Consider the following 18,975-nt stretch of genomic DNA (forward strand, 5'->3'; position numbering starts at 1 on the left):
GCGGGCGGCGTGCGCGCCCGGCGGCGGCACCACGACCGGGACGCCGAAGAGCATCGGGGCGACGTGCCGCACGACGGGCAGCCGGCCGGCCGTGCCGAGCAGGAACACCCGCCTGATCCCGACGCCCTGGGCGCGCAGCACGTCCAGGGCGTCCGCGATGTTGCACAGCATGCCCTCGACGGCGGCCCGGGCCAGGTGCTGAGGGGTCATCGCCTCGGCCCGCAGGCCGGTCAGGGTGCCGGCGGCGTGCGGCAGCGCGGGGGTGCGCTCGCCGTCCAGGTAGGGGAGCAGTACCAGGCCGTAGGCGCCGGGGGAGGAGTGCAGGGCGAGGTCGCTCAGCCCGTCCAGGTCCCGGCCCAGCATGGCGGCGGTGGAGCGCAGCACCTGGGCGGCGTTGAGGGTGGCGACCATCGGCAGGTGCCGGCCGCTGGCGTCGGCGAAGGAGGAGACCAGGCCGGAGGCGTCCACGACGGCCTTCTCGTGCACCGCGAAGATGGTGCCGGCGCTGCCGAGCGAGACCACCGCGTCGCCCGGGCCGAGGCCCAGGCCCAGGGCGGCGGCCATGTTGTCGCCGGTGCCGGCCGAGATCAGCAGGCCCTCGGGGGTGTGTCCGGCGGGTTCGGCGGGGCCGAGTACGTCCGGCAGCCGCAGTTCGTGGCCGAGCGCCAGCTCGACCAGATCCTGTCGGTACTCGCCGGTGATCGGGGACCAGTAGCCGGTGCCGGAGGCGTCGCCGCGGTCGGTGGTGCGGCGCTTGGGGTGGCCGAGCAACTGCCAGACCAGCCAGTCGTGCGGCAGCAGCACCTCGGCGATCCGGCGGGCGTTGGCGGGCTCGAACTCGGCCAGCCAGCGCAGCTTGGCGATGGTGTACGTCGGGCCGGGCACCGCGCCGATCGCGGCGGTCCAGGCGGCCGGGCCGCCGAGGGCGTCCAGCAGCTTGGCGGCGGCGCCGCCGGCGCGCGGGTCGTGCCACAGCATCGCGGGCCGGACCAGCACCCCGCCCGCGTCCAGGCCGATCATGCCGTGCTGCTGGGCGCTGACGCCGATCGCCCGGACGCCCTCCAGCAGGCCGTCGGCGGCGGCGTCGCCGAGCGAGTGCAGCCAGACCTGCGGGTCGGCCTCGCCGGGGCGCAGGTCCAGGTCCTCGGGGACGGGGTGGGGCGCCTTGCCGGAGCGGAGGACGGCGCCGGTGTCCGCGTCGCACGCGACGATCCGGGTGCGGTTGGTGGAACTGTCTATCCCCGCGACGATGGCCATGTCGAGATCATGCCTCAGCCCGGCCCGGGACGCGTCCGGGCCGGGTGAGCCGTTGCCGGTTCGGGACCGCGGGTTGGGATCCCCTTTGCCCGGGGCCCGTCCGGGGGACGGGCCCCGGGGCGCTACCGCCCGGTCACGGCCGCACGGTGCCCCAGCCGTCGTCCTCCGCCCGGGACCGGCTGAAGTACGGCACCCGGTCGGTGACCGCGTTCGGCAGCCGGTCCCCGACCCGGTCGGCGACGGCGGAGGCGGCCTTCCCGGCCACCGCGCCGGCCTGCTGCCGCGCCCGGTCCGCCGCCCCCTGCACGGCGGGGTTCTGGGCGATCTGCCGGGTGACCTTGGCGATCTGTTCGTAGCGCTGGCGCCCGGCCCGCGAGCCGAGGACGTAGCCGGCCGCGAAACCCACGGCGAACGACACCTTCCACATGATCGGACCCACCCTCTCCTGGCGGCCTTCTGCCGCATTGCCCTACCCGTTGCTCGGGACGGCGAACCGTCCGCGTCCCCCAGCATCCCCGGGTGCCGTCGGGGGCGCGCGCGGGGCACGCCGGACCGGCGGCCCGGGGCGGCCGGGGAAAGCGATTGGCGGACCACCCCCCCGAGTGCGCTAATGTATGTCCCGCAGCGAGCGCCGAGGAGCCCGGGAGACCAGGAGCCGAAGCGGAAGCCGATCCCCCATAGCTCAATTGGCAGAGCAGCCGACTGTTAATCGGCAGGTTATTGGTTCGAGTCCAATTGGGGGAGCTCGGGAGGAGCGCTCTTCGGAGCCCGATTCCCGTACCTGGTACGGAAGTTGAGTACCGCGTTCCCGCATAGCTCAATTGGCAGAGCAGCCGACTGTTAATCGGCAGGTTATTGGTTCGAGTCCAATTGCGGGAGCTGCGCCGGGTCCGCCCGGTGACTGCTCAGAGCGAAGGCCCCTCGGTCGACCGGGGGGCCTTCGTGTTGCCCGCGCCGGTGTCGCGTGCGTCACCCGGCCCCTCCGGCACGGTCAGGCGGTCGCCTGCCGGTAGAGGTCGGCGACCCGCTGGTCGAAGGCCACGCTGTACGAGGTGCCCGGGGTGTCCCCGCCCTCCTGGTAGCCGCCGATCACGCCCACCACCGTGCCGTCGCCGGTCATCCACGGGCTGCCGCTGGTGCCGTCGGTGTAGCCGCCGCAGTCGAAGCGCTCCTGGGTGGAGCTCTGCGCACTGGTCCGGACCGAGCAGGTGATCGGCTCGTCGCTCTGGTTGGGGTAGCCGGTCACCGAGACCGCCAGCCCGACGCCCTTGCCGGTGCCGATCGGGTTGCCGCCGACCGCGTCCTCGATCTGCCGGCCGTCGGCCGGGTGGACGGTGACGAAGGCCACGTCGTAGTCGGGGTCGTCGCCCGAGGCCCAGCGCGGGTCGACGATGATCGAGTCCACCTCCCAAGTCCCGTACGGGGAGTACCCGTTGCGGTAGCCGGGGGTGAACACCAGGCCGTCCAGCAGCCCGACCCGCTGGTTCTGCACGCAGTGCGCGGCGGTGACCAGCAGGTTGCGTCCGGGGCTGCGCACCACGCTCGCGGTGCAGGTCCGGGGCCCCTGGGCGTTGTGGATGGACAGGGTGCCGATCCGGTCCCGGGTCGCGCTCTGCTGGGCGACCTCGGCGTTCGGCGCCTTGTCCGGCCCACCGCCGCAGGCGGTGCCGGCGGCCAGCAGCAGGGCGGCCAGTGCGGTCGCTCCGGCCGCGCGCGCGGGCGGTACCGGGCCGGGGGCCATCGGGGCTCCGTCTCGTTCCTCGGGGCGGGCATCCGGTCCGTGCGTTCCGCCGTTCGAGAGGAAGATCTACCAGGCCGTGCCCGACGGCGCCAATGCCGGGTGTCCGACTCCGGCGCCGTCCGGCGGACCCTGCCCGGGCCGCTCAGCCGGTGGCCCGGTCGTAGAGCGCCTGGACCCGGTCGCCGAAGTAGCTGCTGTACGAGGTGTCCGGGCTGTCCCCGCCCTCCTGGTAGCCGCCGATCACGCCGACCACGGTGCCGGTCCGGGTGGCCGGGTCGAAGTCGGTGACCCAGGGGCTGCCGCTGGTGCCGCCGGTGTAGTCGGGGCAGTCGATCCGCAGTTGGGTGGCGCTCTGCTCGGAGGTGGTGTTGGCGCAGGTGATCGGGACGTCGCTGCTGCCCGGGTAGCCGGTCACCCGCACCGGGACCTGGTAGCCGCGGTTGACGCCCAGGTGGTTGGCGCCGAGCACCTGCTGGACCTGTTGCCCGTTCTGGGCCTGCACGACGGCGAAGGCGACGTCCATGTCCGGGTCGGCGTGGTCCTTCCAGCCGTCGTCCACGGTGACGGCCAGCAGCGGCCAGACACCGCTCGGGGTGTCGCCGTTGCGGTAGCCGGGGACGAAGACCAGGTCGCTGCGCTGGCCGATCTTCGGGTCCCAGACACAGTGCGCGGCGGTGACGATCAGATTGAGGCCGGCGCTGTCCACCACGCTCGCGGTGCAGAAGTGGTCGCCGCTCGCGTTGCGCGTGAACACCGCGCCGACCAGTCCGTTCAGCACGGTGGGCTTGGCGGTCCGGGTGACCCCGGTGTGCCTGCCGATCGCCCCCCTGAAGCGCTGCTTGTTCCAGCCGTGGGCGTTCGCGGTGGTGGCGGTGGGCGGCGCCGAGGTGACCGTCGGGGCGACACTGCCGGGCCGTGCGGCGGTGGTGCACCCCGCCGCCGCGAGCGCCAGCACCAGTGCCCCGGCCGCCGCTCCCGCCCCACGCTTCGTCATCAGCCCAGGCTGCCCTGCTGGAGCCCACCGCCGCCACCCGGGCTCCGCCGCCCGGGGCGGCGCACGCCGTCGCGTACCCACCTGCGCCCCCGGCGCGCACCACGGGTGATCGACCGGCTATGCTGCCCGGGACGGCCTCGCGGGGCCGTCTGCTGCTGCCGTGGCCGACGACCGGCGCGCGCGGCGAACCGGGGCGGTAGCTCAGCCGGTTAGAGCAGGGGACTCATAATCCCTTGGTCGTGGGTTCGAGTCCCACCCGCCCCACCTATGATCTGATGCGCAGTCGGGCGGTGTGGGTCACTGACCTGCGGACACGCCAAAATCGCCTGCGAGCACTGTAGGCGAATGACCGCCGGATGACGGTGGCTACGCGCCGATGTTCACCCGCATGGGAACGTTATGTGAACGTGATGCTGACGTTCGGCGGGGCTGAGCAGCGCGTCTGCGGATTGAGCGGTTTCCGCCCCGTGGGCAATCGGCGCAATCCCTTGGGTCAGTGCCCCGGGGTATGCGGATGCCTTCCCGTCGATGGCGATCAGCTCCATGTGCGTGATCTTGTTCCGGGGGTCCTTGGGGTGGACGCGTACTTCCCGTCTTGAACTGCTCGCCCGCCAGGGTGTTCTCGCAGGCCCTGAACACGACGTCACCGGTGTTGTGCCGCAGCTCCAGGCTCATGCTCTCCTCGGCCCAGGCGGGCCTCACCGAGGTCCTCGGTGCACACCCATGGCGGTTCTCGGTGAGGCCGGGGCCGGTGTGTGGCCTCGCCGCCCCAGGGCCGCCGTTGAGGGCGGCGGGCCGCAGTGCAAGCGGCAATGGATCAAGGCCGGGCTGACACCAGCACCCGAACCGGCCAGTGGGCCGACCGGTGCACCTGATCCGGGCGGCTTGTGTCCGAGCGAAGAGCCGCGGAAACGTGACCTCAGGCCCAAGAGGTGCTGCGCCGCACTCAAAAGGGCTTTCCGAGTTGGCTGGCGACGGCCTGAGCGGGCTGGCGGAGGCCCAAGTCCGGGTCGGGTACCAGTTCGTCCGTTGGTGGTGGAAGCCGCCGCGTGATGAGCCGGCCGAGGCCGCCCCGGTCGCCTGGAATTTCGGCGACGACCGAGTGTTCTGGCGATGTGCCAGGCTGAATGAGCGATACCGGCCTCTGCCGCGACTGCCTGCACGGCAGTGCCTGTGAGTCCTCCGGCGTCACAGGTGACCGCTAGGGTTGAAGGGGAAGGGGGAGATCACCATGGAAGCCGAACTGATGGCGCTCGCGACCTCCGGCGCGACCACGCTGGTGGGGCTGATGGTCACGGAGGGGTGGGAGCAGCTCCATGACCGTGTGGCGGGTCTGTTCCGTCGGCAGGGGCGGGTGGAGGCGGTCCGGGCGGAGTTGGAGTCGTCCCGTGAGGTGCTGTTGGAAGCCGCGCGACAGGGCGATCCGGACGTGCGGGAGGCTGTTGCGCTGGAGTGGCGTTCGCGCCTGACCCGGCTCCTTGCCGGGGACGCGCACGCTGTCGCGGAGTTGCAGGCCCTGCTGCGGGACGCGGCGTTGCCTGACCCCGATCGCTCCGGCACCCGGGTCGAGATCAGTGGTGGGACCTTCAATGGGCCGGTTCTGGTCTCGGGGACGCAGAACAACCACTTCGGCTCCGGGGCCGATGGCTGATCAGGACCGTCGGGCAGCCGGGGGGATCGAAGGGGGGACCTTCAACGGGCCCGTTCTGGTCTCGGGAACGCAGAACAACCACCATCACCATCATCACCGGTCGAGCAGGTCCCAAGTGGTCGTCGGCATCGCCGTCCTGGTGCTGGCGGCCGTCGCGGCGGTGGCCTTCTTCGCCCACCGGCTCTATGTCTCCAGTCCGGACTACCGCAGGGGCGTCGAACAGGCTCTGGTCGAGAAGGTGGTGCCCGGTGAGACGTACGAGAAGCTGAAGCAGGCGATCGGCACGGGGCCCGACTACTCCTTCAGGCTGCCCACGGGCAACACGATCCATCAGTACGAACGCCAGTGGGAGACACTTCAACTTCTTGAGAACGCCTCCGGGATGGTCCTCTCAGTCGGCATCTATGCCAAGGACAGGGAGTTCAAGCCGACGGTCGCGCTGGGCGGGCAACGCATCACGCTCAACTCGCCGGTCGACCGTGCGGCGCCCCGGTTCCTTCCGGCGGCCGCCAACGCGTACTGCGGCGCGCACAAGTCGGGGTACTTCGAGGGCTACTTCCCGATGCCCAATGCCTTCAAGGCGATGAACTTCGTCGTCGGTGCCAGCAACGCCGAGTCGGAGCTGGATCTGCGGTCGATGTGCGGTCAGCTGGGTGGGACATCGTGCTCGGCGCCGCAGACGCCGACCGAGAACGCGCTGTCGTCGGAGTTCGCGCAGTGTCTGCTGGCCACTCCGGGGGGTCAGCGGATCCGCCGGGAGACCGCGGCGTCCGTGATCGTCTACACCGCGCCCGGGGCGGCGCTGGTCGACGACATGCTCTTTCCGCCGGACGTCGTCGCGGCCGGCGCCGTGAACTTCCGCTGATCCGCGCGCCCGCCCGCGCTGCCCCTGGTCACCCTTTCGCCCGTACGACCCTCGTGCGCCGCCGTCCGACCGGAACTCCGGTACGGACCCTGGCGTCCTGTGTGAAAAAAGTGATATCACTTTGACAGCTGCCGCGGGCATCCGCGCGGCGCACATCGCACAGGGGGGAGTCGGTCTCATGACCGCACCGCACATCGCCGTCGAGGACGGCCCTGCCATCGACCTTCCGGCTCCGAAGATCACCGAACGGACCATCACCGGAGCCGCCGGGCTGCCGGTGCTCGGTGGCGCGTTGCTCGGCGTGCTCGCCGGGTTCGGGGCGCTGATCGCCGGAGGGGTCCAACTCAGCGGCGGGAGCAAGGGGGTGGGCATTCCGCTGGTGGTCGTCGGGCCGCTGCTGGTGCTCGGTTCGCTGCTGGTGCTGTGCGGCCTGACGGTCGTCTCGCCCGGTGAGGCGCGGGTGGTGCAGCTGCTCGGCCGCTACCGCGGCAGCATCCGGGCCGCCGGCCTGACCTGGCTGAACCCGTTCACCAGCCGCCGCCGGATCTCCACCCGGATCCGCAACCACGAGACCGAGACCACCAAGGTCAACGACGCGGACGGCAACCCGATCGAGATGGCCGCCGTGGTGGTCTGGCAGGTCGAGGACACCGCGATGGCGGTCTTCGAGGTGGACGACTACGTCGACTTCGTCGCCATCCAGACCGAGACGGCCGTCCGGCACATCGCCACCAGCTACCCGTACGACGCCCACCACGAGGGGCAGTTGTCGCTGCGCGACGGCGCGGAGGAGATCGCCCGCAAGCTGTCCGCCGAGATCTCCGCCCGGGTCGCCTCGGCCGGCGTGCGGGTCATCGAGTCCCGGATCACCCGGCTCGCCTATGCGCCCGAGGTCGCCCAGGTGATGCTCCAGCGGCAGCAGGCCGGGGCCGTGGTGGCCGCCCGGCGGCTGATCGTCGAGGGCGCCGTCGGTATGGTCGAGGAGGCGCTGGACCGGCTCGCCGAGCGGGACGTGGTGGAGTTGGACGAGGAGCGCAAGGCTGCCATGGTGAGCAACCTCCTGGTGGTGCTCTGCGGCGACCGGGGCACCCAGCCCGTCGTGAACACGGGCTCCCTCTACCAGTAAGGGCGCGGCGTTGGCGACGGAACGGAAGAAGCTCCTGCTGCGACTGGATCCTTCGGTTCACGACGCACTGGCCAGGTGGGCCGCGGACGAACTGCGCAGCACCAACGCCCAGATCGAGTTCGTGCTCCGCCGCGCCCTCACCGAGGCCGGCCGGATGCCCAGCGGCGCGGCCCGGCTTCCCCGGCGCGGCCGACCGCCCAAGGAGAGCCCGGAGAGCGGTGGTCCCGCCGAGGACTGACCGCAGCGACCGGGCGACCCGCAGATCGTTCCAGATCCTTCGGAGACCGAGATGGACCTGCCCGTCAATCTGCCCGAGAAGCTCTACCTGCTCGCCTACGAGCCGCGACGCGGGCGCACCACCCAGCACTCCTCGCTCAACCTGCTGCTCCAGGCCGGGGCGCTGACCGAGCTGCTCCGCCGGGGACTGCTGTACGAGGAGGGCCGCAAGGCCGTCGCCAGGGTCCGCACCGGCGCTGCCGAGGACGGCCTGGACCCGTACAGCGCCCGCCTGTTGGGCCAGATCAGGGCAGGCCGGCCGCACAGCTGGAGCTCCTGGGTCGGCCGTGCCAAGAGCACCGGGCGGGATCAGCCGATCCGCTGGGTCCGGGACGGCCTGGCGGACTCCGGCCTGGTCACCCTCCGGCCGCACCGGGTGGCCGGACTGTTCCCGGTGACCCTGGTCACCCTGGACGACCCCGGGGTGCGCGAGGCGCTGGCGGCCTCCGTCACCGGGGCGCTGAAGGGCCCGCTCAGCCGGGTCGACCCGGCCGACGCGGCGCTGACCGCCCTGGTCGCGGCGGGGAAGCTCCGGTCGGTCCTGAGCTCCCGGCAGCGCCGGGAGCACCGCGGCCGGATCGGGAAGCTGGCCCCGGCGGCCGGTCCCGTCCCGCGCGCGCTCGGCATGGCGCTGGCCTGGCGGATGGCGGGCCACGCGGCGGAGGCCGCGGCCGCGGGCTGACCGCCCGGGGGAGTGCGGGCCCGGTCGCCGGTCAGGCGGCCGGGCCCGCGGCGTTCCGGGGGCCGTAGGGTGGTCGGATGCTCGAACCCGCCCTGCTGCCGACCCCGCTGGTGGACTGCACCGACGGGGTGTTCGCCCGGGCCGGGGTCCGATTGCGGCTCAAGCGGGACGACCTGCTGCACCCCGGCGTCCCCGGCAACAAGTGGCGCAAGCTCGGGCCCAATCTGGCCGCCGCCGTCGAGCAGGGGCACACCCGGCTGCTGACCTTCGGCGGGGCCTACTCGACCCACCTGCGGGCGGTCGCGGTCGCCGCCGGGGCGCTCGGGCTGGAGAGCGTCGGGCTGGTGCGCGGCGAGGAGCTGGCCGACCGGCCGCGCAACTGGTCGCTGCGGGCCGCCGAACGGGCCGGGATGCGGCTGGAGTTCCTCACCCGGGCCGCCTACCGGGAGGCCACCGGCCGGGCCGGCGCCGAGGACGGTACGGAACTGCGGCGCCGCTGGGGGCCCTGCCTGGTGCTCCCGGAGGGCGGTTCCAACGGCCTGGCCGCGGTCGGCGCGGCCGCGATCCCGGCCGAACTGCCCGGTCTGGACGGGCGCGACGTGGTCTGCTGCCCGGTCGGCACCGGCGGCACCCTGGCCGGCATCGCGGCGGGGCTGCCGGCGGGCGCCCGGGCGCTCGGGGTGGCCGTGCTGCGCGGCGGCGAGGGCTACCTGGAGGCGGAAGTCGCCCGGCTGCACCGGGCCGGCTTCGGCCGCGAGTTCGACAACTGGCGGATCGACCACGCGCACCACGGCGGCGGCTACGGCAAGGTCCCGGCCGAACTGGCCGCCTTCGCCGGGGAGTTCGAGCGCCGCCACGGCATCCCGGTGGAGCACCGGTACGTCGCCAAGCTGCTCGCCGCGCTGGCCGACCTGGCCGGGGCGGGTGCCTTCGAGCGCGGCACCCGCCTGACGGCCGTCGTCACCGGCCTACCGGATCCGGAGTAGCGAGTCAGGACCCGGGCTCAGGACCCGGGCTCAGGACCCGAAGGTCAGATCGGCGCAGGGGTCGGTGTCGGCGCCGCGGGTGTTCTCCGCTATGCCGGTGGGGACCCCGCTGGGTGCGGTGGTGGTGGCGGTGGGCGAAGCCGGCGGCGTGGTCACCGAGTCGAGCTGGGTGCCGGCCGCCCGGTAGTCCGCGCCGAGGGTGACGGTGATCGCGCCCGAGCCCGGTTCCTCGACCGCGCCGGCGCCGGGGAAGAGGGCGGTGACCTGGTCGGCGGTGGCCTTCAGGCTCGGGTCGTAGGAGACCTGGGTGTGCTGCTTGCCGGGGTTGTTGGCGCCGAGGGTGACGTTCTGGAAGCCGCGGGCCTTGAGCGTCTCGGCGCCGGAGCCGGCCAGCCCGGCGGTGCCGACGCCGTTGACGACGGTGATCGGGGCGGCGGCCTGCTCGGCGGTGAGCGGCGCGTTCGGGGTGGGGCTGGCGCCGGCGGAGGCCGGGGCGGTGGCCGCGCCGGTGCCGGCGGTGCTCTGCCCGTCCAGGGTGCGGTCCTCCTTCAGCAGCTTCCACAGGGTGTCGGCGTCCGGCTGGACCAGCCGCACCCGATCCCCGGCGAAGCGCCAGGGCGCGGTCACGAAGGTGACGTCGGAGAGCTTGATGTCCTCCATCGAGCGGGCGAAGTCCACCAGCTTCATCGCGGTGCCGAGGCCCTCGTCCACGGTGAGCGACTTGGTGGCGGCGTCGGCCAGCGGCAGCAGGGTGGGCAGCGAGAAGCCGTCGCCCTGGACCTTCTTGATCATCGAGGAGAGGAAGGCCTGCTGGCGCCGCATCCGGCCGATGTCGGAGTTGTCGCCGATGCCGTGGCGCGCCCGCAGGTAGTCCACCGCGGACTTGCCGGAGAGCTTCTGCATCCCCTTCTTCAGCTGGATGCCGTACTCGTTCACGTCGTTGGGCACACAGGCGTCCACGCCGCCGAGCGCGTCGGTCATCGCGGCGGCGCCCTTGAAGTCGACCACGACGGTGTGGTCGATCCGCAGCCCGGTGAGCGCCTCGACGGTGTTCTGGGTGCAGGCCGGGTTGCCCTTGGGCAGCTCGCCGAGGCTGAACGCGGAGTTGAACATCTGGTCGTTGCGCGGCTTGCTCCAGCTGCCGTTCGCCAGCTTGCAGGACGGGATGGTGACCAGGGTGTCGCGGGGTATGGAGACGCCGACGGCGTGCTTGTGGTCGGCGTAGACGTGCACCAGGATCGCGGTGTCCGAGTTGCCGACGCCCTCGTCGCCGCCGCCCAGCGCGTTGTTGCCGTCGTCCCGGGTGTCCGAGCCGAGCAGCAGCACGTTGACCGGCACCTGGGCGCCGGGGGTGGCCGGGACGGGGGCGGGCGGGCGCTCGGTGGCGACGCCGCCCGCGTCGAAAGTGGTGATGTTGCTGTCCAGCCGGTGGTAGAACCAGGCCCCGGCTCCCACGACCGACAGCACCAGAACGGCGGCCAGGCCGATGGCGGTCCGCAGGTACCGGCGCCGGCGCGTGCTGCTGCTCATCCTCGGTGCCCCCCGTCTTCAGGTGTCTCGCGTTCGGTGTTTCGAACGTTAGACGTTCCGGAAGGCTGTTCGGTTACCCCCGGAGGGCGGGGCAATCGATCCCTGAGGGCGTGACCCTCGTCACGCTCCGGGGCCGGACGCGCCGGTGAGCATCCGCCGGAGCAGGTCCCGCAGCATCGTCCGCTCCTGCGGGCCGAGCGCGGCGAGCGGTTCGCGGGCGAAGTTGAGCGACTCGCGCAGCTCCTCGGAGGCGGCCGCGCCGGTCTCGGTGGCGGCGACCAGCTTGACCCGGCGGTCCTGCCGGTCGGCCTCGCGGGTCACGAAGCCGCGGGCCTCCAGCCGGTCGACGATGCCGGTGATGTTGGAGGGCTCGCAGCTGAGCGTCTGGGCGATGTGGCGCATCGGCAGCGGGCCGCGCCGCAGTAGCGCGAGCACCTTGGCCTGGGCGCCGGTGAGCGAACGGGCGGCGGCGGCCTCCTCGTACTCGCGGTGGAACAGTGCGACCAGGTTGGCCATCAGGTCGACGACCTCGCGGGTGATCTCGTCGGACTGCGGCGTGGCGGCCTCGGTCTGCTGAGTGTCCATGCCCCAGAGTCTACCTGAAAAGTTGACAACATGAACCTTTCATGCCCATCGTTACTTCAGTTGCTCAACCTTTCACCTGCCGAAACCCCCCTCCCGAGGAGCACCCCCATGGCAGAGCAGGCCGCCCCCGCCACCGCCCGTGAATGGCACCTCGCCGCCCGCCCCCAGGGCTGGCCGGCGCCCACCGACTTCGCCCTGGTCGAGGCCCCGGTCCGGACCCCGGGCCCGGGCGAGATCCTGGTCCGCAACACCCACCTCTCGGTGGACCCGTACATGCGCGGCCGGATGAACGACGTGAAGTCGTACGTGCCCCCGTTCCAGCTCGGCCAGGCCATGGACGGCGGCGCGGTCGGCTACGTGGTCGCGTCCGAGGCCGAGGGCTTCGCCCCCGGCGACGCCGTGCTGCACGGGCTCGGCTGGCGCGAGTACGCCACCCTGGACGCCGGGCGCGCCGTCAAGGTCGACCCGGCCGCCGCCCCGCTCTCCGCCTACCTCGGCGTGCTCGGCATGCCCGGCATGACCGCCTACGCCGGGCTGCTCGCCGTCGGCGGCCTCACGGAGGGCGACAGGGTCTTCGTCTCCGGCGCGGCCGGCGCCGTCGGCTCGCTGGTCGGCCAGATCGCCCGGCTCAAGGGCGCCTCGCTGGTGGTCGGCTCGGCCGGCTCGGCGGAGAAGGTCGCCAAGCTGGTGGACGAGTTCGGCTTCGACGCGGCCTTCAACTACAAGGACGCCCCGGTCGCCGAGCAGCTCGCGAAGGCCGCCCCGGAGGGCATCGACCTCTACTTCGACAACGTCGGCGGGGACCACCTGGAGGCCGCCATCGGCGCCCTCGGCGTGCACGGCCGGGCGGTGCTCTGCGGCGCGATCGCCCAGTACAACGACACCACCGCGCCCGCCGCCCCGCGCAACCTGGCGATGGCGATCGGCAAGCGGCTGCGCCTGGAGGGCATGCTGGTGGGCGACCACGCCGCCCTGCAGCCGCAGTTCGTCACCGAGGTGGGCGGCTGGCTGAAGTCCGGCGAACTGCGCACCGAGGAGACCGTGGTGGACGGCTTCGAGAACGCCGCCGAGGCCTTCATCGACCTGCTGCGCGGCGTCAACACCGGCAAGATGGTCGTCCGCCTGGATGGCTGACGTACCGTCAGGGAATGGACCGCCCCGCCGCCCCGGACCGGGCGCGCGGGGCGGTTCGCGTGCACGGCGCTGGGGATCCGGCCGCACTACCGCATTCCGGCCGGATCCGAAAGTGGGTCAACCATCGCGCGGCGCCGCGCGGTACGGTGGTCCCGCCTGGCGATGGGGCCGTTCGGGGGAGAGATCCGGCCGAGGGGTAGACCTCGTTGAGGATTCGACTAGCATTGAGCGAAAGCCTGTCCGTTTTGCTCAATTTAGTAGCTTAATGTCGGCTAACGTGGGTAACTGTGGATCAACTGCAGGCACGAGGCAGCTGGGGAAGGCGACCCTCGTCCACAGCCTGGAGGTCCCGGTGACGACACGTGGAGTTCTCTACATCCACTCCGCGCCCCGCGCGCTGTGCCCGCACGTCGAGTGGGCCGTCGCGGGGGTGCTCGGTGTGCGGGTGAGCCTGGACTGGATCCGCCAGCCGGCCGCACCCGGGCATTGGCGCGCCGAACTCTCCTGGCAGGGGGAGCCCGGCACCGCCTCCAAGGTCGCCTCCGCGCTGCGCGGCTGGCAGCTGATGCGGTACGAGGTGACCAGCGAGCCCTGCGCCACGGCGGAGGGGGAGCGGTACAGCAGCACGCCCACGCTCGGCATCTTCCACGCCGTCACGGGCATCCACGGCGACATCCTCATCCCCGAGGACCGGCTGCGGGCCGTCCTGCTGCGGGCCCGCAGCGAGGGCGCCGACCTGGAGGCCGAGATCTCCCGGCTGCTCGGCAAGCCCTGGGACGACGAACTGGAGCCCTTCCGCTACGCGGGCGAGGGCGCGCCGGTGCGCTGGCTGCACCAGGTGGTCTGAGCCGGCGCCCACGACGAAGGGGCCGGCGCTCTCCGCGAGCGCCGGCCCCTTCGTCGTGGGCCTTCGGGTGCGGACCGGGGTCAGCGGGTGCGGAAGGCCAGCACCACGTTGTGGCCGCCGAAGCCGAACGAGTTGTTCAGCGCGGCGATCCGGCCCTCGGGCAGCGGGGTCGCCTCGGTCACGATCCTCGCGTCCACCTCGTCGTCCAGCTCCTCGACGTTGATGGTCGGCGGGGCGATCCGGTGGTACAGCGCCTGCACGGTGGCGACGGTCTCGATGCCGCCGGCGCCGCCCAGCAGGTGACCGGTCATCGACTTGGTCGCCGAGACCAGGATGTGGTCGAGGTCCTCGCCCAGCTCCTTGCGCAGCGCCTTCAGCTCGGCGGTGTCGCCCTGCGGGGTCGAGGTGGCGTGCGCGTTGACGTGCACGATCTCGGCCTTGTCCAGCTCGTTGCGGTCGAACAGGTCGGCCAGCGCGCGGGCCACACCGGCGCCGGTCGGCTCGGGCTGGGCAATGTGGTGGGCGTCCGAGGACAGACCCTGGCCGACCGCCTCGCAGTAGATCCGGGCACTGCGGGCCTCGGCGTGCTCCAGCGACTCCAGCACGACCACACCGGCACCCTCGCCCAGCACGAAGCCGTCGCGGGCCTTGTCGTACGGGCGCGAGGCGCGCTCGGGCTCGTCGTTCTTCTTGGACATCGCCATCATGTTGGCGAACGCGGCGATCGGCAGCGGGTGGATCGCCGCCTCGGTGCCGCCGGCCACCACGACGTCGGCGCGGCCGCTGCGGATCATCTCGATCGCGTAGCCGATCGCCTCGGCGCCGGAGGCGCAGGCGGAGACGGGGGTGTGCACACCCGCGCGGGCGCCGACCTCCAGACCGACGTTGGCCGCCGGGGAGTTGGGCATCAGCATCGGGACGGTGTGCGGGGAGACCTTGCGGGCGCCCTTCTCCTTCAGTACGTCGTACTGGTCGAGCAGGGTGGTCACGCCGCCGATGCCGGAGGCGATCACCGCGCCCAGGCGCTCGGGGGCGAGCTTGGAGGACTCGTCGGTGGCCGGGGTCTCGAAGCCGGCGTCGGCCCAGGCCTCGCGGGCGGCGATCAGCGCGAACTGGGCGGAGCGGTCCAGCTTCCGGGCCAGCGGCCGGGGCAGGATCTCGCCCGGCTCGACCGCGGTGCGCGCGGCGATCCGGACCGGCAGGTCCGCGGCCCACTCCTCGGTGAGGGCCGCCACTCCGGAGCGCCCGGCGACCAGGTTCTCCCAGGTCGTGGCGGCGTCGCCGCCCAGCGGCGTGAAGGCGCCGATACCCGTGACGACCACGGTTCGGTTCTCAGCGGTCACTGGTCTCTCTTCTTTCACGTTCGTGCGGGGTCGGCGGCGAGCCGAGGAAGGGCCCGGCCGGGCGCCCGGGTGGGGCGTCCGGCCGGCGGGTCGGCCTGGCTCGGGGGAGCCGGGCCGACGGGTCAGCCGTCCGGGGCGTGTGTTGTCACGCCGGACGGACTGGGCGACTCGAACGCTCAGGCGCCGGCGTTGGTGAGGATGTAGTTCACCGCGTCGCCGACCGTCTTCAGGTTCTTGACCTCGTCGTCCGGGATCTTGACGTCGAAGCGCTCCTCGGCGGCCACGACGACCTCGACCATGGACAGCGAGTCGACGTCCAGGTCGTCGGTGAAGGACTTGTCCTCCTGGACGTCCTCCGCCGGGATGCCGGCGATCTCGTTGACGATCTCGGCGAGACCTTCCAGGACCTCGTCCTTGGTAGCCATACTGGCTGCTCCTCTTCGATGGTGAACGTGTCCGACCGTCGGCCGAACACGGGCTTGTGGATGGATGGGGCGAAACGCGCCTACGGGAGCGTAACGACCGCCGCGGCGTAGACGAGACCCGCCCCGAACCCGATGATCAGCGCGAGGTCGCCGCTGTGGGCCTCGCCGGACTCCAGCATGCGCTCCATCGCCAGCGGGATGGAGGCAGCGGAGGTGTTGCCGGTCTCGGCGATGTCGCGGGCGACCGGCACCGACGCGGGCAGCTTGAGCGCCTTGATCATGGCGTCGGTGATCCGCATGTTGGCCTGGTGCGGGATGAAGGCGCCGAGCTGGTCGGCGGTGATCCCGGCGGCGTCCAGCGCCTGCTGGGCCACCTTGGCCATCTCCCAGACCGCCCAGCGGAAGACCGGCTGGCCGTCCATCCGCAGGGCCGGCCAGGTGCGGCCCTGCTCCGGGTCCTCGGCCTGGCCGTTGATCGCGCCCGGCTTGGCGAAGGCGGTGTCCCAGGCCTGGGTCTGGGTGATGACGTCGGCCTGCGAGCCGTCCGAGCCCCAGACCAGCTTGCCGATGCCCGGGGTGTCGGACGGGCCGACGATCACGGCGCCGGCGCCGTCGCCGAAGATGAAGGCGGTCGAACGGTCCGACGTGTCGGTCAGGTCGCTGAGCCGCTCGACGCCGATCACCAGCACGTACTCGGCGTTGCCGCCGCGGATCATGCCGTCGGCCAGGCCCAGGCCGTAGCCGAAGCCGGCGCAGGCGGCCGAGATGTCGAAGGCCGGGGCGGTGCCGCAGCCGAGCCGCTCGGCGATCTCGGTGGCGATCGCGGGGGTCTGCTTGAAGTGCGAGACGGTCGCGACGATCACGCCGCCGATCTGCTCCGGGGCGATGCCGGCCTGCGCGATCGCCTTGCCGGCGGCCTGCACCGACATCTCGGAGACGGACTCCTCCGGGCCGGCCCAGCGGCGCTCGGCGATCCCGCTGCGGGTGCGGATCCACTCGTCGGAGGAGTCGATCCACTCCAGGACCTCGGAGTTGGGGACGACCCGGACCGGACGGTAGCCGCCGACCCCCTGGATGCGGGAGTACTGCGCGCCGGTGGCGGGTCGGATCTGCGGCTTGGTCATGCCTGGTCCTCCTGGTCCTGCTGGTCCTGACCGCCGTGCTCCGCGATGAGCTCGCGGGCCTTGTCCAGATCGGCGGGGGTCTTCAGGGCGAGCGTGGCCACACCCTTCAGGTTGCGCTTGAGCAGCCCGGTCAGCGTGCCCGCGGGGGACAGCTCGATCACGGCGGTCGCGCCCAGCTGCCCGAGGGTCTCCATGCAGAGGTCCCAGCGGACCGGGTTGGAGACCTGCGACACCAGACGGGCCAGCACCTCGGCGCCGGAACCGACGACCTCGCCGTCCTTGTTGGACACGTAGCGGACCTGCGGGTCGGCCACGGTCAGGCTCGGGGCCAGCGCGGCCAGCCGCTCGACGCCGGGGGCCATGTGCTCGGTGTGGAAGGCACCGGCCACCTTGAGCGCGATCAGCTTGGCGCCGGCCGGCGGGTCCGCCTTCAGGGCCTCCAGCTGGGCCAGCGTGCCGGCCGCGACGATCTGGCCGCCGCCGTTGTTGTTGGCCGCGGTCAGGCCGTGCTCGGCCAGCTTCGCCGCGACGACCTCCGGGTCGCCGCCGAGCACGGCGGTCATACCGGTCTCGGTGACGGTGGCGGCCTCGGCCATGGCCCGGCCGCGCTCCCGCACGAAGGCCAGCGCGTCATGGGCGCTGAGCACCCCGGCGCCAGCGGCGGCGGTGATCTCGCCGACGCTGTGACCGGCGACGGCGCCGACCAGCTTGCGGGCGACGTCCTCGTCCGGGAACAGCTCACGGGCGGTCACCAGACCGGCCGCGACCAGCAGCGGCTGGGCGACGGCGGTGTCCTTGATCTCCTCGGCGGACGCCTCGGTCCCGGCGTGCACCAGGTCGAGCCCGGCGACCTCCGACCAGCCGCGCAGGCGGTCGGCGACACCGTCGAGCTCCAGCCAGGGGCTGAGGAAACCGGGGGACTGGGCACCCTGTCCAGGGGCGACGATTACGAGCACGGTTCAACCCTCTCTCGCCAGGCGCCCAGGGGCGGGTAGGCGACGGTAACGAAGAAAACCATCCGGGATTGTATGGTCCCTACACTCCGGCTCAGCCGGGCTCTCCGGCGGCGGTGAGCCGGCCGAGGGCCAGTGCGATCCGCAGAGTGAACGCCGAACGTACGTCGGAGGGGGCGTACCCCGTGACGTCGGTCACACGTCGTAGCCGGTAGCGCACCGTGTTGGGGTGCACGAAGAGCATCCGGGCCGCGCCCTCCAGCGAGGACGCCTGCTCCAGGTAGACGCTCAGCGTCTCCAGCAGGGCGGAGCCGGCCTCGTCCAGCGGTGTGTAGATCTCCTCCACCAACTGGCGGCGGGCGGGCTGGTCCCCGGCCAGCGCCCGCTCCGGCAGCAGGTCGTCGGCGAGCACCGGGCGGGGGGCGTCCGGCCAGGCGGCGCAGGCCCGCAGACCGGCCGCCGCGGCGTGCGCCGAGCGGGTCGCCGACAGCAGGTCCGGCACGGTCGGGCCGATCACCACCGGGCCCGGCGCGAACTGGCCGATCAGCGCCCGGGCGGCGTGCACCGGCTCCTTCTCACCGCCGACCACGACCACCAGGCGCTTGCCCAGCACCCCGGTCAGCACGTTCAGCTTGGCGTACCGGGCGGCCCGGCGGATCGCCTCGACCACCAGCTCGCTGTCCCCGTCCGGGGCGCTGCCCATCACCACCCGGACCTGGCTGGGCTGGCCCCAGCCCAGTGCGGCGGCGCGCGAGAGCACCCCCTCGTCGGCGTCGCCGGACAGCAGGGAGTTCACCACCAGCGCCTCCAGCCGGGCGTCCCAGGCGCCGCGTGCCTCGGCCGCCTGGGCGTACACCTGGGCCGTGGCGAAGGCGATCTCCCGGGCGTAGACCAGCACGGACTCGCGCATGTCCGCCTCGTCGCCGGGGGCGGCCACCTCCTCGATGGCCTCCTCCATCACCTCGATCGTGGTGCGGATCAGCTCCACGGTCTGGCGCAGCGTGATCGCCCGGGTCAGCTCGCGCGGGGCGGTGCCGAAGACGTCGGTGGAGATCGCCCGGGCGGCCTCCGGGTGGCGGTACCACTCGGTGAAGGCCGCGATGCCGGCCTGGGCGACCAGGCCGATCCAGGAACGGTGCTCCGGCGGCATCCGCCGGTACCAGCCGAGCTCGTCGTCCATCCGCGAGATCGCGGCGGTGGCCAGCTTCCCCGAGGACTTCTCCAGCCGCTTGAGCGTCGCGGCCCGGCGCTCGGCCCGCTCGGCGGCGTTTCTGCGCTCCTGGGCCGTCAGCCGGGGCGCGGGGCGGCCGGGGCGGTCACGGCCGCCCCGGGGCGCCGGGCTGTTCCCGGCGGGATCGGCGGCGGGACTGGGATCGCTCTTGGAGTTCGCGGAAGCGGCTGGCACAAGGACAAGACTGCCTCACGCGAGTGGCTGCTCGTGCACACCCCCCGGCAC

At 72.7% G+C, this 18,975-nt stretch carries 19 protein-coding genes and 3 tRNA genes; 11 read left to right on the top strand and 11 right to left on the bottom strand.

The genetic code is table 11. The features are described from left to right. Positions 1–1,257, bottom strand: a 1,257-nt coding sequence (locus BG452_RS12335; protein ID WP_188304305.1) for an FGGY family carbohydrate kinase, incomplete at its 3' end; no start/stop codon positions are given. 133 nt (positions 1,258–1,390) lie between these two features. Beyond that, positions 1,391–1,684, bottom strand: a complete 294-nt coding sequence (locus BG452_RS12340; protein ID WP_223242116.1) for a hypothetical protein — start codon at positions 1,682–1,684, stop codon at positions 1,391–1,393. 244 nt (positions 1,685–1,928) lie between these two features. Between BG452_RS12340 and BG452_RS12345 the strand changes: the two genes are divergently transcribed. Both BG452_RS12345 and BG452_RS12350 read left to right on the top strand, forming a co-directional pair. Beyond that, positions 1,929–2,001 (top strand) — tRNA-Asn (locus tag BG452_RS12345). Between the two features lie 62 nt (positions 2,002–2,063). Next, positions 2,064–2,136 (top strand) — tRNA-Asn (locus tag BG452_RS12350). Between the two features lie 112 nt (positions 2,137–2,248). On the opposite strand, the gene BG452_RS12355 is transcribed toward BG452_RS12350, so the two are convergent. Together BG452_RS12355 and BG452_RS12360 are read right to left on the bottom strand one after the other, a co-directional pair. Then, on the bottom strand, positions 2,249–2,998 hold the full coding sequence (locus BG452_RS12355; RefSeq protein WP_188304306.1) for a trypsin-like serine peptidase: 750 nt from the start codon (positions 2,996–2,998) through the stop codon (positions 2,249–2,251). Between the two features lie 142 nt (positions 2,999–3,140). After that, the gene (locus BG452_RS12360; RefSeq protein WP_188304307.1) at positions 3,141–3,992 is read right to left on the bottom strand and encodes a trypsin-like serine peptidase; all 852 of its coding nucleotides are present in this window, start codon (positions 3,990–3,992) and stop codon (positions 3,141–3,143) included. A gap of 190 nt (positions 3,993–4,182) precedes the next feature. Between BG452_RS12360 and BG452_RS12365 the strand changes: the two genes are divergently transcribed. The 7 genes from BG452_RS12365 to BG452_RS12395 all read left to right on the top strand — a co-directional run bounded on the left by BG452_RS12365 (position 4,183) and on the right by BG452_RS12395 (position 9,578). Further along, positions 4,183–4,256: transfer RNA gene (locus BG452_RS12365), tRNA-Ile, on the top strand. 967 nt (positions 4,257–5,223) lie between these two features. After that, positions 5,224–5,643, top strand: a complete 420-nt coding sequence (locus BG452_RS12370) for a hypothetical protein (RefSeq protein WP_188304308.1) — start codon at positions 5,224–5,226, stop codon at positions 5,641–5,643. Between the two features lie 115 nt (positions 5,644–5,758). Next, entirely contained in the window at positions 5,759–6,508 is a 750-nt protein-coding gene (locus tag BG452_RS12375; protein WP_188304309.1) for a hypothetical protein, read from the top strand. A 178-nt stretch (positions 6,509–6,686) separates the two neighbouring features. Further along, complete coding sequence (locus BG452_RS12380) at positions 6,687–7,634, top strand: SPFH domain-containing protein (RefSeq protein WP_188304310.1); 948 nt, start codon at positions 6,687–6,689, stop codon at positions 7,632–7,634. A gap of 10 nt (positions 7,635–7,644) precedes the next feature. Then, the gene (locus tag BG452_RS12385) at positions 7,645–7,872 is read left to right on the top strand and encodes a hypothetical protein (RefSeq protein ID WP_188304311.1); all 228 of its coding nucleotides are present in this window, start codon (positions 7,645–7,647) and stop codon (positions 7,870–7,872) included. Positions 7,873–7,923: 51 nt separating this feature from the next. Then, positions 7,924–8,592 carry a GOLPH3/VPS74 family protein gene (locus tag BG452_RS12390; protein ID WP_188304312.1) on the top strand — a complete coding sequence of 223 codons (669 nt, stop codon included), beginning with the start codon at positions 7,924–7,926 and terminating at the stop codon, positions 8,590–8,592. Between the two features lie 77 nt (positions 8,593–8,669). Further along, positions 8,670–9,578 (top strand): 1-aminocyclopropane-1-carboxylate deaminase/D-cysteine desulfhydrase, encoded by a 909-nt coding sequence (locus BG452_RS12395; protein WP_188304313.1) that lies wholly within the window; start codon positions 8,670–8,672, stop codon positions 9,576–9,578. 30 nt (positions 9,579–9,608) lie between these two features. On the opposite strand, the gene BG452_RS12400 is transcribed toward BG452_RS12395, so the two are convergent. Both BG452_RS12400 and BG452_RS12405 read right to left on the bottom strand, forming a co-directional pair. After that, positions 9,609–11,108: an LCP family protein gene (locus BG452_RS12400; RefSeq protein WP_188304314.1), complete on the bottom strand. Its 1,500-nt coding sequence runs from the start codon at positions 11,106–11,108 to the stop codon at positions 9,609–9,611. A 120-nt stretch (positions 11,109–11,228) separates the two neighbouring features. Continuing rightward, positions 11,229–11,693, bottom strand: coding sequence for a MarR family winged helix-turn-helix transcriptional regulator (locus BG452_RS12405; protein WP_188304315.1), 465 nt, complete (start codon positions 11,691–11,693; stop codon positions 11,229–11,231). 108 nt (positions 11,694–11,801) lie between these two features. Here BG452_RS12405 and BG452_RS12410 point away from each other — a divergent pair, with 108 nt between their 5' ends. Together BG452_RS12410 and BG452_RS12415 are read left to right on the top strand one after the other, a co-directional pair. Then, positions 11,802–12,827 (top strand): NADP-dependent oxidoreductase, encoded by a 1,026-nt coding sequence (locus BG452_RS12410; protein WP_188304316.1) that lies wholly within the window; start codon positions 11,802–11,804, stop codon positions 12,825–12,827. Positions 12,828–13,179: 352 nt separating this feature from the next. Next, entirely contained in the window at positions 13,180–13,674 is a 495-nt protein-coding gene (locus BG452_RS12415) for a DUF3145 domain-containing protein (RefSeq protein WP_188304317.1), read from the top strand. An 80-nt stretch (positions 13,675–13,754) separates the two neighbouring features. On the opposite strand, the gene fabF is transcribed toward BG452_RS12415, so the two are convergent. The 5 genes from fabF to BG452_RS12440 form a co-directional block, all read right to left on the bottom strand. Then, complete coding sequence (gene fabF / locus BG452_RS12420; protein ID WP_188304318.1) at positions 13,755–15,017, bottom strand: beta-ketoacyl-ACP synthase II; 1,263 nt, start codon at positions 15,015–15,017, stop codon at positions 13,755–13,757. A 176-nt stretch (positions 15,018–15,193) separates the two neighbouring features. Further along, positions 15,194–15,442, bottom strand: coding sequence for an acyl carrier protein (locus BG452_RS12425; RefSeq protein WP_188304319.1), 249 nt, complete (start codon positions 15,440–15,442; stop codon positions 15,194–15,196). Positions 15,443–15,522: 80 nt separating this feature from the next. Further along, positions 15,523–16,566, bottom strand: coding sequence for a beta-ketoacyl-ACP synthase III (locus tag BG452_RS12430; protein ID WP_188304320.1), 1,044 nt, complete (start codon positions 16,564–16,566; stop codon positions 15,523–15,525). Next, on the bottom strand, positions 16,563–17,522 hold the full coding sequence (locus BG452_RS12435) for an ACP S-malonyltransferase (protein WP_188304321.1): 960 nt from the start codon (positions 17,520–17,522) through the stop codon (positions 16,563–16,565). Before BG452_RS12435 ends, BG452_RS12430 begins: the two co-directional genes overlap by 4 nt. A 91-nt stretch (positions 17,523–17,613) precedes the next feature. Beyond that, complete coding sequence (locus tag BG452_RS12440) at positions 17,614–18,810, bottom strand: PucR family transcriptional regulator (protein WP_188304323.1); 1,197 nt, start codon at positions 18,808–18,810, stop codon at positions 17,614–17,616. Positions 18,811–18,975: the final 165 nt, after the last annotated feature.

Origin of the sequence: Streptomyces sp. CBMA123, assembly GCF_014596465.1 — a bacterium.
GTDB lineage: Bacteria > Actinomycetota > Actinomycetes > Streptomycetales > Streptomycetaceae > Kitasatospora.

Bases quoted from the DNA above. Each gene is read 5' to 3' on its own strand.
- BG452_RS12380 (WP_188304310.1), top strand. From the start codon at position 6,687: ATGACCGCACCGCACATCGCCGTCGAGGACGGCCCTGCCATCGACCTT.
- BG452_RS12355 (WP_188304306.1), bottom strand. From the start codon at position 2,998: ATGGCCCCCGGCCCGGTACCGCCCGCGCGCGCGGCCGGAGCGACCGCA.
- BG452_RS12430 (WP_188304320.1), bottom strand. From the start codon at position 16,566: ATGACCAAGCCGCAGATCCGACCCGCCACCGGCGCGCAGTACTCCCGC.
- BG452_RS12360 (WP_188304307.1), bottom strand. From the start codon at position 3,992: ATGACGAAGCGTGGGGCGGGAGCGGCGGCCGGGGCACTGGTGCTGGCG.
- BG452_RS12410 (WP_188304316.1), top strand. From the start codon at position 11,802: ATGGCAGAGCAGGCCGCCCCCGCCACCGCCCGTGAATGGCACCTCGCC.
- BG452_RS12395 (WP_188304313.1), top strand. From the start codon at position 8,670: ATGCTCGAACCCGCCCTGCTGCCGACCCCGCTGGTGGACTGCACCGAC.
- BG452_RS12390 (WP_188304312.1), top strand. From the start codon at position 7,924: ATGGACCTGCCCGTCAATCTGCCCGAGAAGCTCTACCTGCTCGCCTAC.
- BG452_RS12425 (WP_188304319.1), bottom strand. From the start codon at position 15,442: ATGGCTACCAAGGACGAGGTCCTGGAAGGTCTCGCCGAGATCGTCAAC.
- BG452_RS12405 (WP_188304315.1), bottom strand. From the start codon at position 11,693: ATGGACACTCAGCAGACCGAGGCCGCCACGCCGCAGTCCGACGAGATC.
- BG452_RS12370 (WP_188304308.1), top strand. From the start codon at position 5,224: ATGGAAGCCGAACTGATGGCGCTCGCGACCTCCGGCGCGACCACGCTG.
- BG452_RS12400 (WP_188304314.1), bottom strand. From the start codon at position 11,108: ATGAGCAGCAGCACGCGCCGGCGCCGGTACCTGCGGACCGCCATCGGC.
- BG452_RS12340 (WP_223242116.1), bottom strand. From the start codon at position 1,684: ATGTGGAAGGTGTCGTTCGCCGTGGGTTTCGCGGCCGGCTACGTCCTC.